Annotated in this window: 16 protein-coding genes; 6 read left to right on the forward strand and 10 right to left on the reverse strand. The window is 45.7% G+C overall.

What is annotated here, in order from left to right; all coding sequences use genetic code 11:
- Positions 1-35: 35 nt before the first annotated feature.
- From ABS362_RS02840 to ABS362_RS02875, 8 genes are all read right to left on the reverse strand, one after another.
- Entirely contained in the window at positions 36-1,112 is a 1,077-nt protein-coding gene (locus ABS362_RS02840; RefSeq protein ID WP_350410770.1) for a hypothetical protein, read from the reverse strand.
- 292 nt (positions 1,113-1,404) lie between these two features.
- Positions 1,405-2,112 (reverse strand): hypothetical protein, encoded by a 708-nt coding sequence (locus ABS362_RS02845; protein ID WP_350410771.1) that lies wholly within the window; start codon positions 2,110-2,112, stop codon positions 1,405-1,407.
- Between the two features lie 434 nt (positions 2,113-2,546).
- Positions 2,547-3,608 carry a hypothetical protein gene (locus tag ABS362_RS02850; protein WP_350410772.1) on the reverse strand — a complete coding sequence of 354 codons (1,062 nt, stop codon included), beginning with the start codon at positions 3,606-3,608 and terminating at the stop codon, positions 2,547-2,549.
- Between the two features lie 496 nt (positions 3,609-4,104).
- Entirely contained in the window at positions 4,105-5,301 is a 1,197-nt protein-coding gene (locus tag ABS362_RS02855; protein ID WP_350410773.1) for a hypothetical protein, read from the reverse strand.
- Positions 5,302-5,571: 270 nt separating this feature from the next.
- A complete protein-coding gene (locus ABS362_RS02860) occupies positions 5,572-6,747 on the reverse strand; it encodes an MFS transporter (RefSeq protein ID WP_350410774.1) in 1,176 nt (391 codons plus the stop codon).
- A 333-nt stretch (positions 6,748-7,080) separates the two neighbouring features.
- A complete protein-coding gene (locus tag ABS362_RS02865; protein ID WP_350410775.1) occupies positions 7,081-7,617 on the reverse strand; it encodes a DUF4468 domain-containing protein in 537 nt (178 codons plus the stop codon).
- A gap of 45 nt (positions 7,618-7,662) precedes the next feature.
- A complete protein-coding gene (locus ABS362_RS02870) occupies positions 7,663-8,157 on the reverse strand; it encodes a hypothetical protein (RefSeq protein WP_350410776.1) in 495 nt (164 codons plus the stop codon).
- A gap of 5 nt (positions 8,158-8,162) precedes the next feature.
- Positions 8,163-8,645 carry a hypothetical protein gene (locus ABS362_RS02875; protein ID WP_350410777.1) on the reverse strand — a complete coding sequence of 161 codons (483 nt, stop codon included), beginning with the start codon at positions 8,643-8,645 and terminating at the stop codon, positions 8,163-8,165.
- Positions 8,646-8,774: 129 nt separating this feature from the next.
- Here ABS362_RS02875 and ABS362_RS02880 point away from each other — a divergent pair, with 129 nt between their 5' ends.
- Positions 8,775-10,724: a peptidylprolyl isomerase gene (locus tag ABS362_RS02880; RefSeq protein ID WP_350410779.1), complete on the forward strand. Its 1,950-nt coding sequence runs from the start codon at positions 8,775-8,777 to the stop codon at positions 10,722-10,724.
- Between the two features lie 372 nt (positions 10,725-11,096).
- Here ABS362_RS02880 and ABS362_RS02885 read toward each other — a convergent pair whose 3' ends face one another.
- A complete protein-coding gene (locus tag ABS362_RS02885; RefSeq protein WP_350410780.1) occupies positions 11,097-11,744 on the reverse strand; it encodes a thioredoxin family protein in 648 nt (215 codons plus the stop codon).
- Positions 11,745-12,144: 400 nt separating this feature from the next.
- Positions 12,145-13,059: a DUF1684 domain-containing protein gene (locus ABS362_RS02890; RefSeq protein WP_350410781.1), complete on the reverse strand. Its 915-nt coding sequence runs from the start codon at positions 13,057-13,059 to the stop codon at positions 12,145-12,147.
- Between the two features lie 140 nt (positions 13,060-13,199).
- Here ABS362_RS02890 and ABS362_RS02895 point away from each other — a divergent pair, with 140 nt between their 5' ends.
- The 5 genes from ABS362_RS02895 to ABS362_RS02915 all read left to right on the forward strand — a co-directional run bounded on the left by ABS362_RS02895 (position 13,200) and on the right by ABS362_RS02915 (position 16,899).
- Positions 13,200-14,612 carry an alpha/beta hydrolase family protein gene (locus ABS362_RS02895; protein WP_350410783.1) on the forward strand — a complete coding sequence of 471 codons (1,413 nt, stop codon included), beginning with the start codon at positions 13,200-13,202 and terminating at the stop codon, positions 14,610-14,612.
- Positions 14,613-14,640: 28 nt separating this feature from the next.
- Entirely contained in the window at positions 14,641-15,129 is a 489-nt protein-coding gene (locus tag ABS362_RS02900) for a hypothetical protein (RefSeq protein ID WP_350410784.1), read from the forward strand.
- Positions 15,130-15,175: 46 nt separating this feature from the next.
- Positions 15,176-15,910 (forward strand): DUF2310 family Zn-ribbon-containing protein, encoded by a 735-nt coding sequence (locus ABS362_RS02905; protein WP_350410785.1) that lies wholly within the window; start codon positions 15,176-15,178, stop codon positions 15,908-15,910.
- Positions 15,911-15,934: 24 nt separating this feature from the next.
- On the forward strand, positions 15,935-16,300 hold the full coding sequence (locus ABS362_RS02910) for a DUF2200 domain-containing protein (protein ID WP_350410786.1): 366 nt from the start codon (positions 15,935-15,937) through the stop codon (positions 16,298-16,300).
- 149 nt (positions 16,301-16,449) lie between these two features.
- Positions 16,450-16,899, forward strand: a complete 450-nt coding sequence (locus ABS362_RS02915) for a GNAT family N-acetyltransferase (protein WP_350410787.1) — start codon at positions 16,450-16,452, stop codon at positions 16,897-16,899.
- Positions 16,900-16,922: the final 23 nt, after the last annotated feature.

Consider the following 16,922-nt stretch of genomic DNA (forward strand, 5'->3'; position numbering starts at 1 on the left):
TTGTAGTTATAGTTGTAATGATCTATAGTTGCAGTTTAGTCGCAGTGGCCCGGACCAACTTTACCATTGTTATAGTCATCCAGTAATGTCGCCCATGCTAATATCTCAGTTCTTGTCGGGGTTGTTTCTCCTTTAAAGTAAGCTTCTGCAGCATCCCAGGCAGCTTTTACATCTGCCGGCATTGAGGCACCTGATACTACGTTAAGTTCGGCTGCTATAAACTGGTGCGCCAGGATATAGTATTCGTCTCCACCTTTAGGAGATGTTTTTAGTACAGTCAGGTAATCCATATCGCTGCTATAAAACTTAGCTTCTAGGTAGTTGTCCCAGGCGCTGTTGTATTGCTTTTTAGAAGGGTCGGCATGGTTTTTCCAGTAGCCTTGTGTGCGGGTGCAACCTGTTACTTCTTCTGCTGGTGGCGTTACCGCTGTCTCACAGAACATGATATCATCTATAGCACCAGATCCTGAATAACTTTGTGTACCGGCCAATACTACTTTCAGCATTTTTACACCGGCAGTTTTCTTCAGGTCAACTGTTTGGCGGCTGCTATTGCCTAGTGGCTGTAGTTTTACTTTGTATAGTTCCTCTCCGTTTTCGTTGTAAAGGTAAACCCATGAGTTGTCTTCATAGGTATCGATGTCAAGCACTTTCATAGATTCCAGTGACATTGGTTTCGGGAAAGTTACCATCATCTCGCCACCCCACTGGTTATCGTTCGGGCCATCTCCGTACACATTCGGGTCATCAACCGGATTAACACCAATTTCCTGAATTATCAGGGTATTGCCCCACTCTGGCGTGTACAGATCTTCATCGTCGCCAGTGATCTTTCGGGTATCATAGATCATTGCCCGGTTATCGTTCAGCATTTCGCCATTTGAGTTACGGGCCATGTTATGCACCATAACAGAAACGCCTTTCGCTGACTGCACTTCAGTTATAAATTCTCCAACAGGCGCGTTTTCAAAGTCAATTACATCGCAGGTGCCTGCAACTATACTTTGGGAAATTGTTGGGTTTAGTTCTTCCATCTCGTTGTCAGATTCGCATCCCATAAATGCTATAGTTGCCAGAGCAAGTAATCCGGTCTTTAATAAAGTTGTCTTCATAGTATAGTAATTTAGGTTTTATGTTTAAGCTTATGCAAGTAGCCGCACAAGCAAAAAAGTACAATTACTTATAACATACTGATACACGAAACAATAGTTATACTAATTACACTTAATCCTATTTACTTCCTAAAAAAACCACTAAACACAAAATAAACGAGCCATAAAACACAAAACGCCTTGCAAACTGTACAAAAATTATTAGACCCCGTCTCAAAACAAAAAACCCGTAATATAAACTTAGTTATATTACGGGTTAAATATGGCAGCAGGGTTACTGCTTATAGTTTAATTATCTGTAGCAAACCGTGCCTGGGCAGAACTGCACCACATCTATCGCACCTGAACCACCGCGGCCAGTCGTAGATTTAAACGTAACGCGCAGTTTTGCTACACCAGCCACACCCGGGCCAAGTACCAGCGGCTGAAATGTATAGGCACCCGTTACAGGTAAAACCATAGAGTAGATAACGGTACCGGCAGCATCAAGCAGCTCCAGTGTAGAGCCTTTTTCATGTTCCTCAATGTCTGCTATGTAAAGGCCACGCATCACTACGCTCCCGAAGCTCGAGAAGTCCATTTCTATGCTGCCGCCTTTATCGTTTATAGTTGCGTTGCTGCCGTGGTCTTCACCAACCGTAAGCACATTACCCAACTGAAACGGGCCACGGTTTACAGCAGTATAACCTGCATTCTTTTTGTCTGGTTTTGTGGTATCATAGACCAATGCTGCGTTACCCAAAGCACCTTTGCCGGTGGTAAAACGGGTTGCTTTTATTTTAACAGGCAGTGTGGTGTAGCTGTCTTTTTTAACATTGATTTCGCTTATATAACCGTTGGCTTCAGAAAAATCGATGATAGTAGCACCTGGTATGGTACCAAACTTTTTAGATTCTGTAGCGGCAAGCGGTTTAACTTCTGCTTCTGTTTCCTGAGCGCAGGATGTAGCTATAAAACTTGCAAGTGAAAGGGCGAGGGTTTTGTAGAAGATTGTTTTCATATGGCAACTAGTGTAAAGGGTAAATTTTAAAAACAATGTAGTTGCCGGAGGAGCCCAACTATAGCCGGGCTTATATCATCAGAATTGTATATTTTAATGTCCCTTTGGCAAAAAACATTTCACACTTGTACGGGGAAGTATGCTAAAAAGGTTGACCTGTTTTTAAAATTGTCGGTAAATTTTGATTTCATACACATATGACAATTTTTTCATTATTGCACTAATAAGAGACTCTACATTGCTTTATTTCAACTCCAGAGGCCTGCCGCAAGTATGTTTGACCCAAGCAACCTTTACCTTATGTTATGGAAAAATATTTTAAAAAATTTTAAGTGAAATCAGTTTACAACTTTTCAAACCGTAATTTCATAGTTGGGTTAAAACAAAAAAGGCAGGTTCTCACCTGCCTTTTTTGTTCTAGTAATCAGCAAATCTTAATCATCGCAGTGTCCCGGACCAACCATACCATTGTTATAGTCGTCCAGCATTTCGGCCCAGTCTAGCAGCTCGCTACGGGTAGCTTCTCTGTCGCCGGCAAAATAGGCTTGTGCTTTTAACCAAACCGCCAACACATCACCTGGTATAGATGCACCTGAAGCTACGTTAAGTTCGGCAGCAATAAACTGGTGCGCCAGTATCAGGTTTGCATCTCCTCCTTTAGGCTCCATCCATAATAAATGAGGATAAGTAGTGCTGCCTAATCTGTCAAGCGTACTGTTCAGGTAATCATCCCAGGTAGCATCATACTTAGTTTTGCCTTTACCATTACCTTTTCCTTTACCGTTGTCTACACCTGAGTGAGTTTTCCAGTAGCCTTGTGTTCTGGTGCAGCCGTATTCTTGTTCAGGCACAGGCACACAGAACACCACATTGTCAATCGCGCCGGAGCCGTACGCACCGTCGCCATCAAACCAGATCACCAGTTTCAGCACATTTGGGATGTTACCAAAGTCCACAGTAAAGCCTACGTTGTCGCCATGTGGCTCCAGGTAAATTTTTCGTGGCTCGGCCTCACCTTGCACGTACACAAAGGCCCAGGAGTCATTCTCGTAAGGATCGATGTCCAGTACCCGCATCGAGCGTAGCGTAACCGGCTCCAGAAAGCTCAGGCGCAGTTCAGCGCCCCACTGGTTGTCGTTCGGAGCGCTTTCATAGCCCAGCTGCTGCGAGATAAGCACGTTACCCCAGTCAGTAGTAGCCAGGTCATCATCATCGCCGGTCCAGTTCTCTGAGTCAAAGATCATGGCGCGGTTCTGGTCAACCGGGTTGTCGTTCTCGTCGCGCGAAATACCGGCCACGTTTATCGTGCGGCCACCGTCTGACTCGACAGTAGTTCTGTAACCTGACTGGCCCTCAAAGCTGATCATATCGCACTCTTGGCTCATTACCTGGTTTCCACTTCTGGAACTTACCAACGCATCTTCTTCTTTATCGCATCCATAAAATAAGAGTGCAGATGCACAAAGTGCTAATAGTTTTCCGTTCATTCCCTTCATAGTTTTTAGTTTTTAAAGTTTACAATAATAAGTAAGTCACTTTTTCTGCTATAAGGGTGTTGGTCCATGGCTAGCATGGCTTGTGGTAATTAAGATGTACATTTATAGTTTACTTTATGCCTTTGCTCAGCAAAACATATTTACATAAATAAATTAAGATTTACCCTGTATTAATACGAGAACAGATGACGGATTAGTACTCCAATCTGCTAATGTTAGTGAAGGATGCTTTAAACTGCTTAGACCCCCTTAAATTTTTCGTGAAAGAATATTTTGGCAAAATAAGGTGCATAACGACACCTGGTTCTGCGCTTAAAACACAGATCAAAGACACTATAAATCAAATATTTACATCTTAAAATATTAACTTTGGATACGCTTTGAACTTCGACTAAAACGAATGACCTGTTTTATCGCCGGCTATAGTTTACATAAGCAAAACACATAAAAAAAGGGAAGCTTACGCCTCCCTTTTAGTTCTTATTTCCTAAGCTGGCTATGGCACACAGAACACCACGTTATCGATCGCACCGGAGCCATACGCACCGTCGCCATCAAACCAGATCACCAGTTTCAGCACGTTTTGGATGTTGCCGAAATCCACAGTAAAACCTACGTTGTCGCCATGTGGCTCCAGGTAAATTCTTCGTGGCTCATCCTCACCTTCCACGTACACAAATGCCCACGAATCATGCTCGTTTGCATCAATATCCATCACCCGCATCGAGCGCAGCGTAACCGGCTCCAGGAAGCCCAGCCGCAGCTCGGAACCCCACTGGTTATCGTTCGGAGCTGATTCATCGCCCAGTTGCTGCGAGATAAGCACGTTACCCCAGTCAGTAGTAGCCAGGTCGTCATCATCGCCGGTCCAGTTCTCAGAGTCAAAGATCATGGCGCGGTTCTGGTCAACCGGGTTGTCGTTCTCGTCGCGCGAAATACCGGCCACGTTTATCGTGCGGCCACCATCTGACTCGACAGTTGTTCTGTAACCTGTCTGACCTTCAAAGCTGATCATGTCACACTCTGGCTCTGGATCAGGCATCATTACCGGCACACAGAACACCACGTTATCGATCGCACCGGAGCCATACGCCCCGTCACCGTCAAACCAGATCACCAGTTTCAGCACGTTTTGGATGTTGCCGAAATCTACAGTAAAGCCTACGTTGTCGCCATGCGGCTCCAGGTAAATTCTTCGTGGCTCATCCTCACCTTCCACGTACACAAATGCCCACGAATCATGCTCGTTTGCATCAATATCCATCACCCGCATCGAGCGCAGCGTAACCGGCTCCAGGAAGCCCAGCCGCAGCTCGGAACCCCACTGGTTATCGTTCGGAGCTGATTCATCGCCCAGTTGCTGTACTATAAGCATGTTGCCCCAGTCGGTGGTGGCCAGGTCGTCATCATCGCCGGTCCAGTTCTCAGAGTCAAAGATCATGGCGCGGTTCTGGTCTACCGGGTTGTCGTTCTCGTCGCGGGCAATGCCGGCCACGTTTATAGTACGCCCCCCATCTGATTCCACCGAAGTCCTGTAACCTGACTGGCCCTCAAAAGTGATCATGTCACATTCCTCACTCATCACCTGGTTTCCACTTCTCGAACTTACCAACGCATCTTCTTCTTTCTCGCAGCCATAAAATAACAAGCTAGCTGCACACAGGGTAAGTAGTTTTCCATTCATTCCCTTCATAGTTTCTGGATTAAAAGTTTATTTCATAGTTTTATCAGTACATCTCACTGCGGAAGCAGTGCACCGGGAGAGGGACAAATAGTGTGCTACCTGCCGTATTTTAGGCTATGAGTTTACCTTTTCAGCTAGGTTTAACCCTGACTTTGCAGCACATAAACTATATAATCCTGCTAATTAAAAAAAGCATATTATTAATACGTGTTTACACCCATAATCTTAGCTTATTTTAGCAGATTTTGGTAAACAGGGATTACAATTGCTTTAATAAACTTAATATTTTCGTGAAGAGGATTTGACGAAAAAAAGCAGGTACAAAAGGGATAGAAACACGACGGCAGCACCTGTCCAGAACACAAGACGGAAGTTACTGGAGTCGTTATTAAAAAGCCAGCCAGAGGTGAGTGCACCAATGCCAATACCTGCTTCCAGGGCAATATACATCGTGGCCATAGCTCTTCCGCGGTGCGCTTCATGGCTAAGGTCTATTGTCCAGGCGAAAACAGTTGGAGAGTTCATTCCCTGCCCTATTCCGAAGAGCACACCGGCCAGCATAAGTTCTGTTAGATTTGAAGAGAGCCCAACGGCAACCATAGCCAGCACCAGTACAAATGTACTTACCCGCAGCACTTTTACGCGGCCATATTTATCAGATACACGCCCTGCTATAAATCGGATGGCCAGCGAAGAAAGTGTAAAGCTCAGAAAGAAAAGGCCTTTGTTCTTTATACCCAGAAACTCACTGAAATCAGGCACAACCGTAAGGATGGTACCAAATGAAAATACTGTGAAGAACAAAACAATTGATGGCGCTATGACCCGTGGCTCAAAAAGCTCGCTCCGGGAGATACGTAACAACCCCATCCGGAAATGTTGCTTATCGTGAACAGTCTCTTTCATGCGCACCACCACCGCCACTGATAAAAATGCAGCTACCGAAGAACTATAGAACATGGTATCGAGGGAGAACTGGTTAGCAATAGCACCGCCCAGCGCCGGACCGGCTGCCATGCCCAGGCTGCCACATAACCCAAGCAAGCCAGTTGCCTCTCCCCTGCGGTTAACCGGTATAATATCGGCTACATAGGCAGCTGTGCCGGTAGGTGTAAAACCAGTAGAAAAACCATGTACAAAACGAAGCAATAGAAACGCTGCCACCGAGCCTGTTACAGGATACAGAAAACCGCAAACTATACACACGGCCCCACCTACTACCATTACAGGTATGCGTCCTATTTTGTCGGCCAGCTGCCCGCTAAAAGGCCTGGATAAACCTGCAGTGAGCGTAAAAAGGGAAATGATAAGGCCTTTGTATTCTTCGCCGCCCAGACTGGTGAGGTAATTAGGCAGCTCCGGGATGATCATGTTAAAGCTGGCAAAAAACAGGAAGGAGCTCAGGCAAAGTAGCCAAAACTGAAGTCCGTATACCCGCGTTTCCTGCTTTTCCATTTGTGAGATTAAATGGGCCGCAAGTTGGCAAACTATAGTTTAGGAAACTACCAAACTATAAAAAGAACTTGTCCAGGATTTATAGTTTCTGAAAGAGATGGCGAGCTATTGCTGGGTATTGTCACCATAGCCGTCAAAGCTGAAGGAAGTCAATTACTGTTTATACGTTGCTGTTTCGGACATCCTTGTCCGAAATCTAACCTGCTGCGGACTTCTTAGTCCGCGCAAAACGCAAAACGGGGATTAAGAAATCCCCCGCCAGAGTGCTTTCGGACTTGGAAGTCCGAAAGAGCGTTAGAAGAGGGATAAAACTATAGTTGGTTACTGATTACCTTATCGGCTTTTGTTCAGCGACCTTCTCAAGGAATCTATAATGTCATCGTTTGTGATCAGAAGCGCTTCTTTAAGATGTTGCTGCGTTGGATTTGGGCTTCCGTTTGATTTGTATAGGTTTTTGTCAGCTAAAAACTCTGCTGCCGGGTATGTTTTCTGCTGCGATGGATAGGAATACACAATATCCGTCATGGTATAATATGCACTACCATCTTTTGCTTCCACTTTAATCAGGAAGTCAGCATCACCAGATTTTCCTTTTCCTATTAATACTCCCGACTCTTTGTCTTCCAGTTGTAATACAACATTTGCCGAACCATTTTTTTGAGCAAACCACTCCCGGGACAGGGTATATATCTCCTCTTTACTTTTACCTGCAACGTCCAGCACTTCCTGAAACTCTACTTTGCCGTTCTCTTTATTAACAGGCAATGGCAGCTTGTACAACAGGGGCTCTGCGTCAGGGGTGTTAAATTCCTGAGCATTACAAGTTGCTATAACACTTAGCGCCAGTAGCAAAAACAGATACTTTCTCATGAAGCAGCTTTATAAAACAGGGCCGGTTACCGATTAAGTTATTTTTCAGGCAACGGCACCTTTCGGGCGCCCAAGCACACCATTCACGGCTACGTTTCGCTCCAGGGCTGCCAGGTTTATGCTCGATTTTATGTGGCGTGCCGTACGCTCATCCGGAATGGTAGAGAGTTGCAAAGTTACCTTTCTTTTATTGGAGAGATTGAATTCGATGCTGGATTCTGCGACCCGGATAGCACTTAACTGGCTCCAGTACAACACATGCTCTCTGCCTAAAAAGGTATGCCGGAAGCTAAGCCGTGTCGGGTTCATCGAGAAATACATTTCCTTTAGCTGGATAAAGCCGAAACCTACGCAAACACCTATACCACCTGTTAAGATCAGGGAGGAGGCAGCAAACAGGAACTCTAACCGGTAAGCCTCTGTCAGCCTTAGCTCACGAAACAACGCAACCATACCGCCTACTACCAGAAATAAGCCTAGCATTAAAATATTCCTTTTCAGCTTTTTCAGCTCTTTGCGAGAGTAGAGGGAAATAAACATGCTTTTTAGCTTTCGGTTAGGGTGATGCTTTTTAGCAGGACGATATTCCGAACATCCTGCCTGGCGTTGTAAAGGGCTGTATTGCTGTGCAACATGTTAAGGCGCACCAGGTGGCGTTCCTCATTTTTCAGCACAAATACCACTTCCTCAATACTAAGGTAAACTTCATCCACTTCTTCCCAGTCGAACTCATGCTCTTGTTTCCGGAAACCTTTGCGGTAACGGACGCCCTGGTCAGTAAGGGTAAGGTGGCGGCGGTACTCCGGGTGCAGGTCGAGCCAGATACGGGCAACCAGGAACGGGAACACCAGCAGGTGCAGCAAATAAATCCCTACAAAACTATAAGTAAAGCCCTTGGTAAGCACCAGGAACAGCAACAAACCGATTTGTAGCAGCAACAGGAACACCACCAGCAGGTTTGTCCGCTGCTCAGCTTTCAGGTTGCCGGTATAAGCTCCCTCAAATAGCCTGATGTTAAAGTTTTGCATGATCAGATACTTGTTCAGACTAAATATAGTAATCTTTTATATTACTACCAACTCAAATTACAGCTTCTCCACAATGGTAAAGGGTTTTCAGTTGATTTTAGTATATTCATGCACCCAACCAGATCTACCATGAAAAAGATATATACGCTTGGTTTTGGCCTGCTTTTGCTGAGTGCCTGCCAGTACATACCTCAGCAAACCCAGGAGCAACCAACCGCACTAAATAAATTTGCAGACCCGCAGCTGCAGCAGCTCTACACCTTACAGGACGAACGCAAAACCGCAGAACTGCTCCCCTACCTGCAGCATGGCAAACACACGTACCGTCAGGAGGCAGCCCTGGCTTTTGCCTCTGTGCAGGACACGCTGGCCATTCCGCAACTACTCAGCCTGCTAACCGACACCTCAACTATAGTTCGGTCGGCGGCGGCTTATGCTATTGGCCAGATAGGGCATAAAAAATCAGAGAATGCCCTTATACACCACATAGAGCATGAAACAAGACCGCAGGTACAGGCCGAAATGCTGGAGGCACTTGGTAAAATAGCCACGCCGGTTGGTGTCGATTTCCTGGCAAACTTTAAGCCGCGTACCCCGGAGGCCATGGCCGGACAAGCATGGGGCCTGTACCGCGCAGGTTTACGGCAGCAGTTCTCCCCTAAAAGTTTATCCGTGGGTGCAGACTTACTGGCCGAACAAAATCCATTTGAAGCCCGCTTGGGAGCAGCGCATTACCTGGCCCGCACCCCCAAAGCAGACCTGACCACGCACCGCCAGCAATTAATTACCACCGCTACATCAGACCCGGAGACAGAAGTACGTATGGCAGCGGCACAAGCTTTGGCAAAGGTAAGAGCGATAGATAAGGCCAGGTTCTTATCCGGCATAGCACAAAGCGACCCGGACTACCGGGTACGTTTAAGCGCCATCCGATCCATGACAGGCCTGGAGTACAGCGAGATAAAAACAGCTTTACTGGCAGGGCTGCAGGATAAGAATATAAACACAGCCGTGGCGACTTCGGAGTTTTTGCTGGCTAATCCGCAAGGCGTAAATATTACCGATCTTCAGCAGGTGCTTACCAAAATACAGGATGCCCGTGTGCGCTCTAATGTTATCTGGGTGATACTGAAGAATAGCCCGGCCCGTGAGTTTTTAAGTGAGCGTTACAAAACCTATTTCGAGAACGCCACTAATCCTTATGACAAAGCCCAGTTCCTGAAAGCCTTATCCGGAGATTATAACAACTATAGATACATTGCCGATGCCATGTTTGCGGCAAAAGAGCCGGTAATTGCTACAACCGGTATGGATGCCCTGCTCCTGATGCGTACCCAACCTGATTTCCCGAAAGCGATGGAGGCTGATTTTGCCGCGATCTTTAAAAAGGCAGTTGGCTCCGGCGATGTAGCGCTGGTAGGTATGGCGGCCGGTGCCATGCGCGACCCGAAACTAAACCTGCGCAGCCATTACAACGACTATAGTTTCCTGACACAGGCACAGCAAAAACTACAACTGCCCCGCGACATGGAAACCAATATCGAGTTGCAGCGAACGATAGATTTCCTGAACAACAAAGAAAGTGTAACACCTGAGAACCCATTTACGCACCCGATAGACTGGGCACTTGTAGCCACTATTCCAACCAACCAGAAGGTAGAGATCCGGACTGAAAAAGGATTGGTTGTGCTGGAGCTTTTTGTTGAAGATGCACCAGGCTCTGTGGCAAACTTTGTAGAGCTCACTAAAAAGAACTTTTTTGATGGCTTATACTTCCATAGAGTGGTTCCGAATTTTGTAGCGCAGGGGGGAGATAAGCGTGGCGATGGCTGGGGAAGCTCTGAATATTCGATCCGGTCTGAGTTTGCGCCTCTTCATTACCGTGAGGGTTTTGTGGGCATGGCATCTGCAGGCAAGGACACCGAAAGCAACCAATGGTTTATTACCCATTCACCGGCTCCTCACCTCGATGGCCGTTATACCATTTTTGCCAAAGTAGTGGAAGGTATGGACGTGGTGCACCAATTGGAAGTAGGCGACAAGATACACTATATAAAGCTGAGAGAGGCTAATTTATAGGCTTTACTCCGAAAACTATACATACCGCAAGTTTAGCGATAGTGTAACTTGTGGTGGACTATGGCAGCCAGTCTGTAACTGGCGTAATTATAGTTTAGGATTGCACGCCAGTTACAAACTGGCCCCAACTATAGCCACAAGTTGCGCTATCGCTAAACTTGCGGCATGAGCAAAAAGTAAAAAGGCGACACTATGGTGCCGCCTTTTTACTTTATAGTTGTATTTAGTATTCTAATGTCGCCAACTTAAGCAAAAATTGTCATCTCGACGATAGGAGAGATCTATTTTAACCACTCCTGAATACATCTTAAATAGATCTCTCCTATCGTCGAAATGACAGCTTAGGATATAAAATACTTAAGTTGCGTGGTGTTACCTGGTTTCAGCTATAGTTTCGGCTGCTGTAGCCCACGCATTAAGCAAAGGAATGAACTCCTGCTGCAGGGTGCGGCTTCGGTCTTTGCCGTACCAACCGTGCAGTTTTTCAGCCATTTCCTTAAAATCCATTTTCTGAGCTTTTGCATCCAGTACAAGTTGTTGCGCAGCTTCCGGACGTGGCCCCCAGGTTCCCAGTTCTTCCATGGTTTCTGCATCCAGGGCAATCAGTTTTGGAATTGAACGGCCTCCGTTTGTCAGGTAAGCATCCATTACATCCAGGTTTTCGTCGCGCAATAAAAGTTTCAGGTCGATGAGCGGGCTGGCATCAGCCATTTTCATGATGCCCGGCAGGTTCTGGGCTGCGTCGCCACACCAGGCTTCGGTTAAAACTACCCACACCATTTTGCGATCTACTTTTTGCAGTGTTTCCAGCATCTCATCGGATAATACCGCTGACTTCTCGCCGCGTCGTTTCCGATGCAAATTCATGCGTGTATATTCTACCAGGTCTTCTGCGTGGTTGGTACCGGTTGTCTTATTTTCAGCCAGTAGTTGTTCGGTCAGGGCTACGTAGTCAGTGTAACTGATCGCTTTCTCAAGGTGAGCCGGCGTAATTACGTTTGCTGTATTTTCGGTTGTCATGTTATCTATGCTATTCGGAATGTATATGTTGTGTTATAGTTAAAGCTACAACACGCCCTACCCCGAAATGTTTCGACTGCGCTGAGGCACCGGCGTATAGTTCTCTAAAGACTCATGCTACGTTTAACCCACCCCCTACCCCTCCCGAGAGGGGATTTTTTAGTAGACAGGAAATCCCCTTCCACGCAGCAGGGCCGTTTCATTCTCCATTTTTTGTCATCCTGTAAGGATCTTGTGGGTTAATGGTAGAGGCTGAACCTACCTTCAACCAAGTTTCTTTACAGAATGACAATGATTTTTTGAGCCCGTTTTTCACAGAATGAAATTCCCCTCCTCGGAGGGGTTGGGGCGGTAAATAGCTTCCGTTCGTTTTATTAATCGTAACCTAGGTTAGAAAATGCTAATGATTAGCCTCAAATGCCTTCTCTCCGGCTGGTATAGCAACTTGCAGAAAATTCTGTTTTGGCGGTAACGGGCAGGTAGCATAGGTTACAAAAGCGCAGGGCGGATTATAGGCCTTGTTAAAGTCGATGGTAACGTTGCCGTTTGCATCAGGCAGGTCGGTGTACAGGTAGCGGCCGGCGCCGTAGGTTTCGTGTCCGTTCGTTTTATCAGCGAAGATGATGAACAGTTCCTCGCCTTCTTTCAGGGCATCAAGTTTATGTTCCTTGCCATCTATAGTAAACACTAAAGCGCCTGGCGTTTCTTCTTCACTTGTCTGGCCAACTATATTGGTAATGGCTATTTTACGGCCGGTCGTGTTCGGTTCCAGTTTAGCTACTATCTTATAGTTTGGGTTTACTTCATAACGGTCGATGCCCGTAAAATTCTTCCTGATTTCGCTTTCTGTATCGAGCAGGCGCACACCATATTTATCGCCACGCTTTATCACAAACCAGGTAAGCGAGCCGTGTGTTAGTTTAGGCGCATCTACCGAATCCGAACTATAAACTATAGCTTCCTGCACCGGTTTTCCATCCAGCTGCACATCAGCGCCTTCATTCAACTTTACTGTTACCTGGTTATTAGCAAGTATAAATACACCGGCCTTATCTGCGATCTTACCTTCCGGGAAAATAATGGCGTTTGAAGAGTCGCTACCAAACGTGTTTTCGCCGGGCTCTAGCCAGAACAGACCTGCAAGCGCCAGCCAGCCATCTTCCTTTTTCAGGTTATCGAGACGCTGCGCATGCCAGGTATCTATAGTTGCTGCATAAGCGGCTTTATCTTCGGGTGAGGTTTCGGGAGTGCTGTTGCAGGCTGAAAACAAGGTTACTATAGTCAGTAAAACAGCCGAAAGCAGGTTATTTTTCATGGATCAGAACTTAAATGAGCAGCAAATTTAAGCAAAACACACCAGTTTATAATTGCGCGCATCGTTCCTGTTCATCCATAGCACATAACTATACCCGGAATTTATTACCTTAGTATTACACAAGCCTCAACCAAGTTACTATGAGAAAACACCTGCTTTTTTTGCTGATAACTTTACTTACCGCTGCTACCTGTTATGCGCAGCAACCTGCCCAAACTATAGCCGGCAGTTGGAACGGGTCTTTAGCTATTGGCGGCACAAAACTGCGACTGGTCTTTAACATAACTGCTAACCCCGATGGCTCCCTTATAGCCACCATGGACAGCCCCGATCAGGGTGCAAAAGGCATTCCGGTAACAACGGCAAAGTTGGTGCAGGATAGTTTGTACTTAGATATTAAAGCCATTGGTGGCTCGTATGCCGGCAAGGTCACCGGCCCCGAAACGATAGATGGGCATTTGAAACAGGCTGGCCAGACCATGCATATTCCGCTTACAAAAGGCGAGGTGGCAGAAGTTAAACGTCCACAGCACCCTGTAAAACCCTACCCGTACCAGGAAACTGAAGTAACTATAGAAAACAAAGCGGCCGGTATTACCCTGGCGGGCACCTTAACTATACCAAAAGGAAAAACCAAGGCTCCGGCTGTGGTGCTACTTACAGGCTCCGGACCACAAGACCGTGACCAGACTATTTTGGGTCACAAACCATTTTTAGTTTTAGCCGACTACCTTACCCGACAAGGCTTTGCTGTTTTGCGTTTGGATGACCGTGGCGTGGGTAAATCGGGAGGGAATTTTGCGACTGCCACTACCGAAGACTTTGCCAGCGATGCCGCAGCTGCCTTTGCTTACCTGAAGAACTTTGAAGGCATTGATGGGAAGAAAGTTGGGTTGCTGGGCCACTCCGAAGGTGCTTTAGTTGCCGCAAAAGTAGCCGCCAAACACCCCGAAACCGCTTTTGTAGTATTGTTGGCCGGAAGTGCAGTGCCTGGTACCGAGTTACTTTTAGCCCAGAACGAAGCCCTGTTTAAAACCGCCGGCATGCCTGAACCACAACTACAAAAATACCTGCAGCTCCGTAAAGCCCAGTTTACTGTAGCCGCTACCGAACCGGATATTTTTAAAGCTTCCCAAACTATAAAACAACTTGAGCAGGAGGCCAAGGCCAAACTTACCGTAGAAGAACAAAAACAAATGGGGCTTACCCCGCAAAGCGAGCAAACTATAGTTGCCCAGCTAAGCTCGCCCTGGATGCGCTACTTTTTAGGCTATAACCCTGCCCTTACACTGCAGAAACTGAAAATGCCCGTACTCGCGCTAAACGGCACCAAAGATTTGCAGGTACCTTACCAGCAAAACCTGCCCGCCACCGAAAAAGCCCTGAAAGCAGCCGGCAACAAAAAGTATACTATAAAAGAGATGCCCAACCTGAACCACCACTTCCAGACGGCTTCTACCGGAATGGTTAACGAATACGGCAAACTGGAAGAAACTATAGCCCCGACAGCTCTGGAAACGATAAGCAGCTGGATGAAGGGTGTGATTAAGTAGGTTTAAACTATAGTTATGCCTAATTAGAATGACAGAAAGATTAGAGCTTAGTGGAAGGAAATATGCAATAATAGCGGTGAGTATAAGTATATTACTTATACTGTTTGTAATTCTCTTGATAAGGTTAACTACAAATCCTGATGTGGTCGAAATGCTTATTAAGCTTTTTCAAAATTCCCCATTCCCTATTATAAATGGAATTTTATCTCTTTTCTTATCAGCCTATTATTTTGGTAAGAAAGCAGGCTATAAACTTGGGAGGAACATCAGTCTTGGAAGTTCAATTGGGCTTACTACAGCACTAAAAGTTTTAGTTGTATTAGCATTATCTGTTTCATTAACGGCTGTGGTTCAAATAAGCTGGGATGAAGGCTTCCACCCTATCTTATCAGTTTATTTTATGCTAAGGATTGCCGTGCCAGTTTTCTTATTAGGCTTACCTTTTGCGTTTTTAATGGGTTATGGCTTTGGAATGGTTTTACAAAAAGAACTAAAAAGCAACAAGATATCCCCCTAACTAAAGTGTGCCCTAGCAAAACACGATTCCTAAAATTATAAGTTAAATGAAAGATAAACCTATAGCAGCGAAGATTATTTTACCTTTAGCCAATGAGAAGGATACAGGGGAAGAATTTCTAGGTTTATCAGGTACACTTTACAGGCAGAACTTGATCTATGCTGAGCCTAGGGAATTAAGAAAAGTGGGTGGAACGCTTGAGCTTACTGTAACTTTTCAGGATTTCGGCTCCTTTCAAAGCTGGGAAAACTCTCCAGATGTAGTCGAGTATTGGTCAGAGAAATTCAACTGTGTGTTAACAAGCAGCCCCAAAACGGTTGAAGAGTCTGATGTAATTATAGATGTTGACGAAACTGAAAACTGTTCTTGTAACAGTTCTGCCTTTTACTTGCTATACGGTCGCTCTCTTCAGTTCACAAATGAACTTGTTTGTGGAACCTGTTTAGGGCAAATTCCTTATTCAAGTATTCCTGCATTTATAGAAATTGAGAATTGGCAAAGGCATTACCAAAGAGTGTATCTCAATTGGCTTGAGAGCAGCTTCTTTGAGAAGGAAGCCTACAAAGAGCTGACAAACTACAAGAAGGGGAAGCTCAACACAGAAGGCGAAAAAATAAGAAAACAATTGTCCGAGCACTTTGGCATACCAGTTTATATTAACTTGTTTGTAGATCAGCCAGATGCTAACCATTCATGCTTAATTTGCGGTGGTAAAGGTGTTTCATCTGGCTTAAAAACCCCGAGTAGTATTTGTGAAAATTGTAATACTGCTTTCAATTGAAGTATTTAGAAAGATTAAATCAGCATGAACACGACTCCCGAACACGATGCCCGCATGGCACAAATGACATTTGCATCGGTGTACCCGCACTACGTAACCAAAGTGGAGCGCAAAGGCAGGACTAAAGATGAATTACACCAGGTTATAACGTGGCTGACGGGCTTTGACGACAAAAAACTGCAGGAACTGATCGATCAGAAGGCGACTTTCGAAACGTTCTTTTCGGAGGCAACTATAAACCCGAATGCTGACCTGATAACCGGGGTAATTTGTGGCTACCGGATAGAGGAGATCGAAAATACACTAACAAAACAGGTAAGGTATTTAGACAAGCAGGTAGACGAACTGGCAAAAGGCAAAAAGATGGAGAAGATTCTGCGGACGGCCTGAGAGCAAACTATACGCTAAACTATAGTCAGGAATAAAACTTCAAACTTTGGCTATAGTTCGCAAACCACGGCATCTCCTTTAGTTTAAACTATACCAGAGCCCTGAAGACAAAACTCCGGCAACCATAAAAACACCTCGCTAATATACCCATGATCCGCCCCTACGCCCCGACAGATAAACAAGCGGTTTTAGCGTTGCTGCAACTTAACATTCCGCAGTATTTTGCCGAAACCGAAGCACAGGATCTTATAGTTTACCTGGACGAGCACCTGGAGGAATATTTTGTAATGGAAGAAGCCGGAACTATAGTTGGAGCAGGCGGCATCAATTACTTCCCGGGCGAGCGGTTGGCGCGACTCTCCTGGGATATCGTTCACCCCGGTTTTCAGGGCAAAGGCATTGGCACAGACCTAACGCAGCACCGGATAAACCATATCCGCAGTAACCCAAATATAGATCAGGTTATAGTTCGTACATCGCAGTTGGTTTATAAATTTTATGAGAGGCTGGGCTTTGTGCTGGAACACACCGAAAAAGATTACTGGGCAAAAGGCTTCGACCTGTACCAGATGCAGCTGCCTCTCAAAAATAAACTATAGGGTAATGATTATGTGTGTCCGGG

It is taken from the genome of Pontibacter populi (genome assembly GCF_040278685.1).
Taxonomy (GTDB): Bacteria; Bacteroidota; Bacteroidia; order Cytophagales; family Hymenobacteraceae; genus Pontibacter; species Pontibacter populi.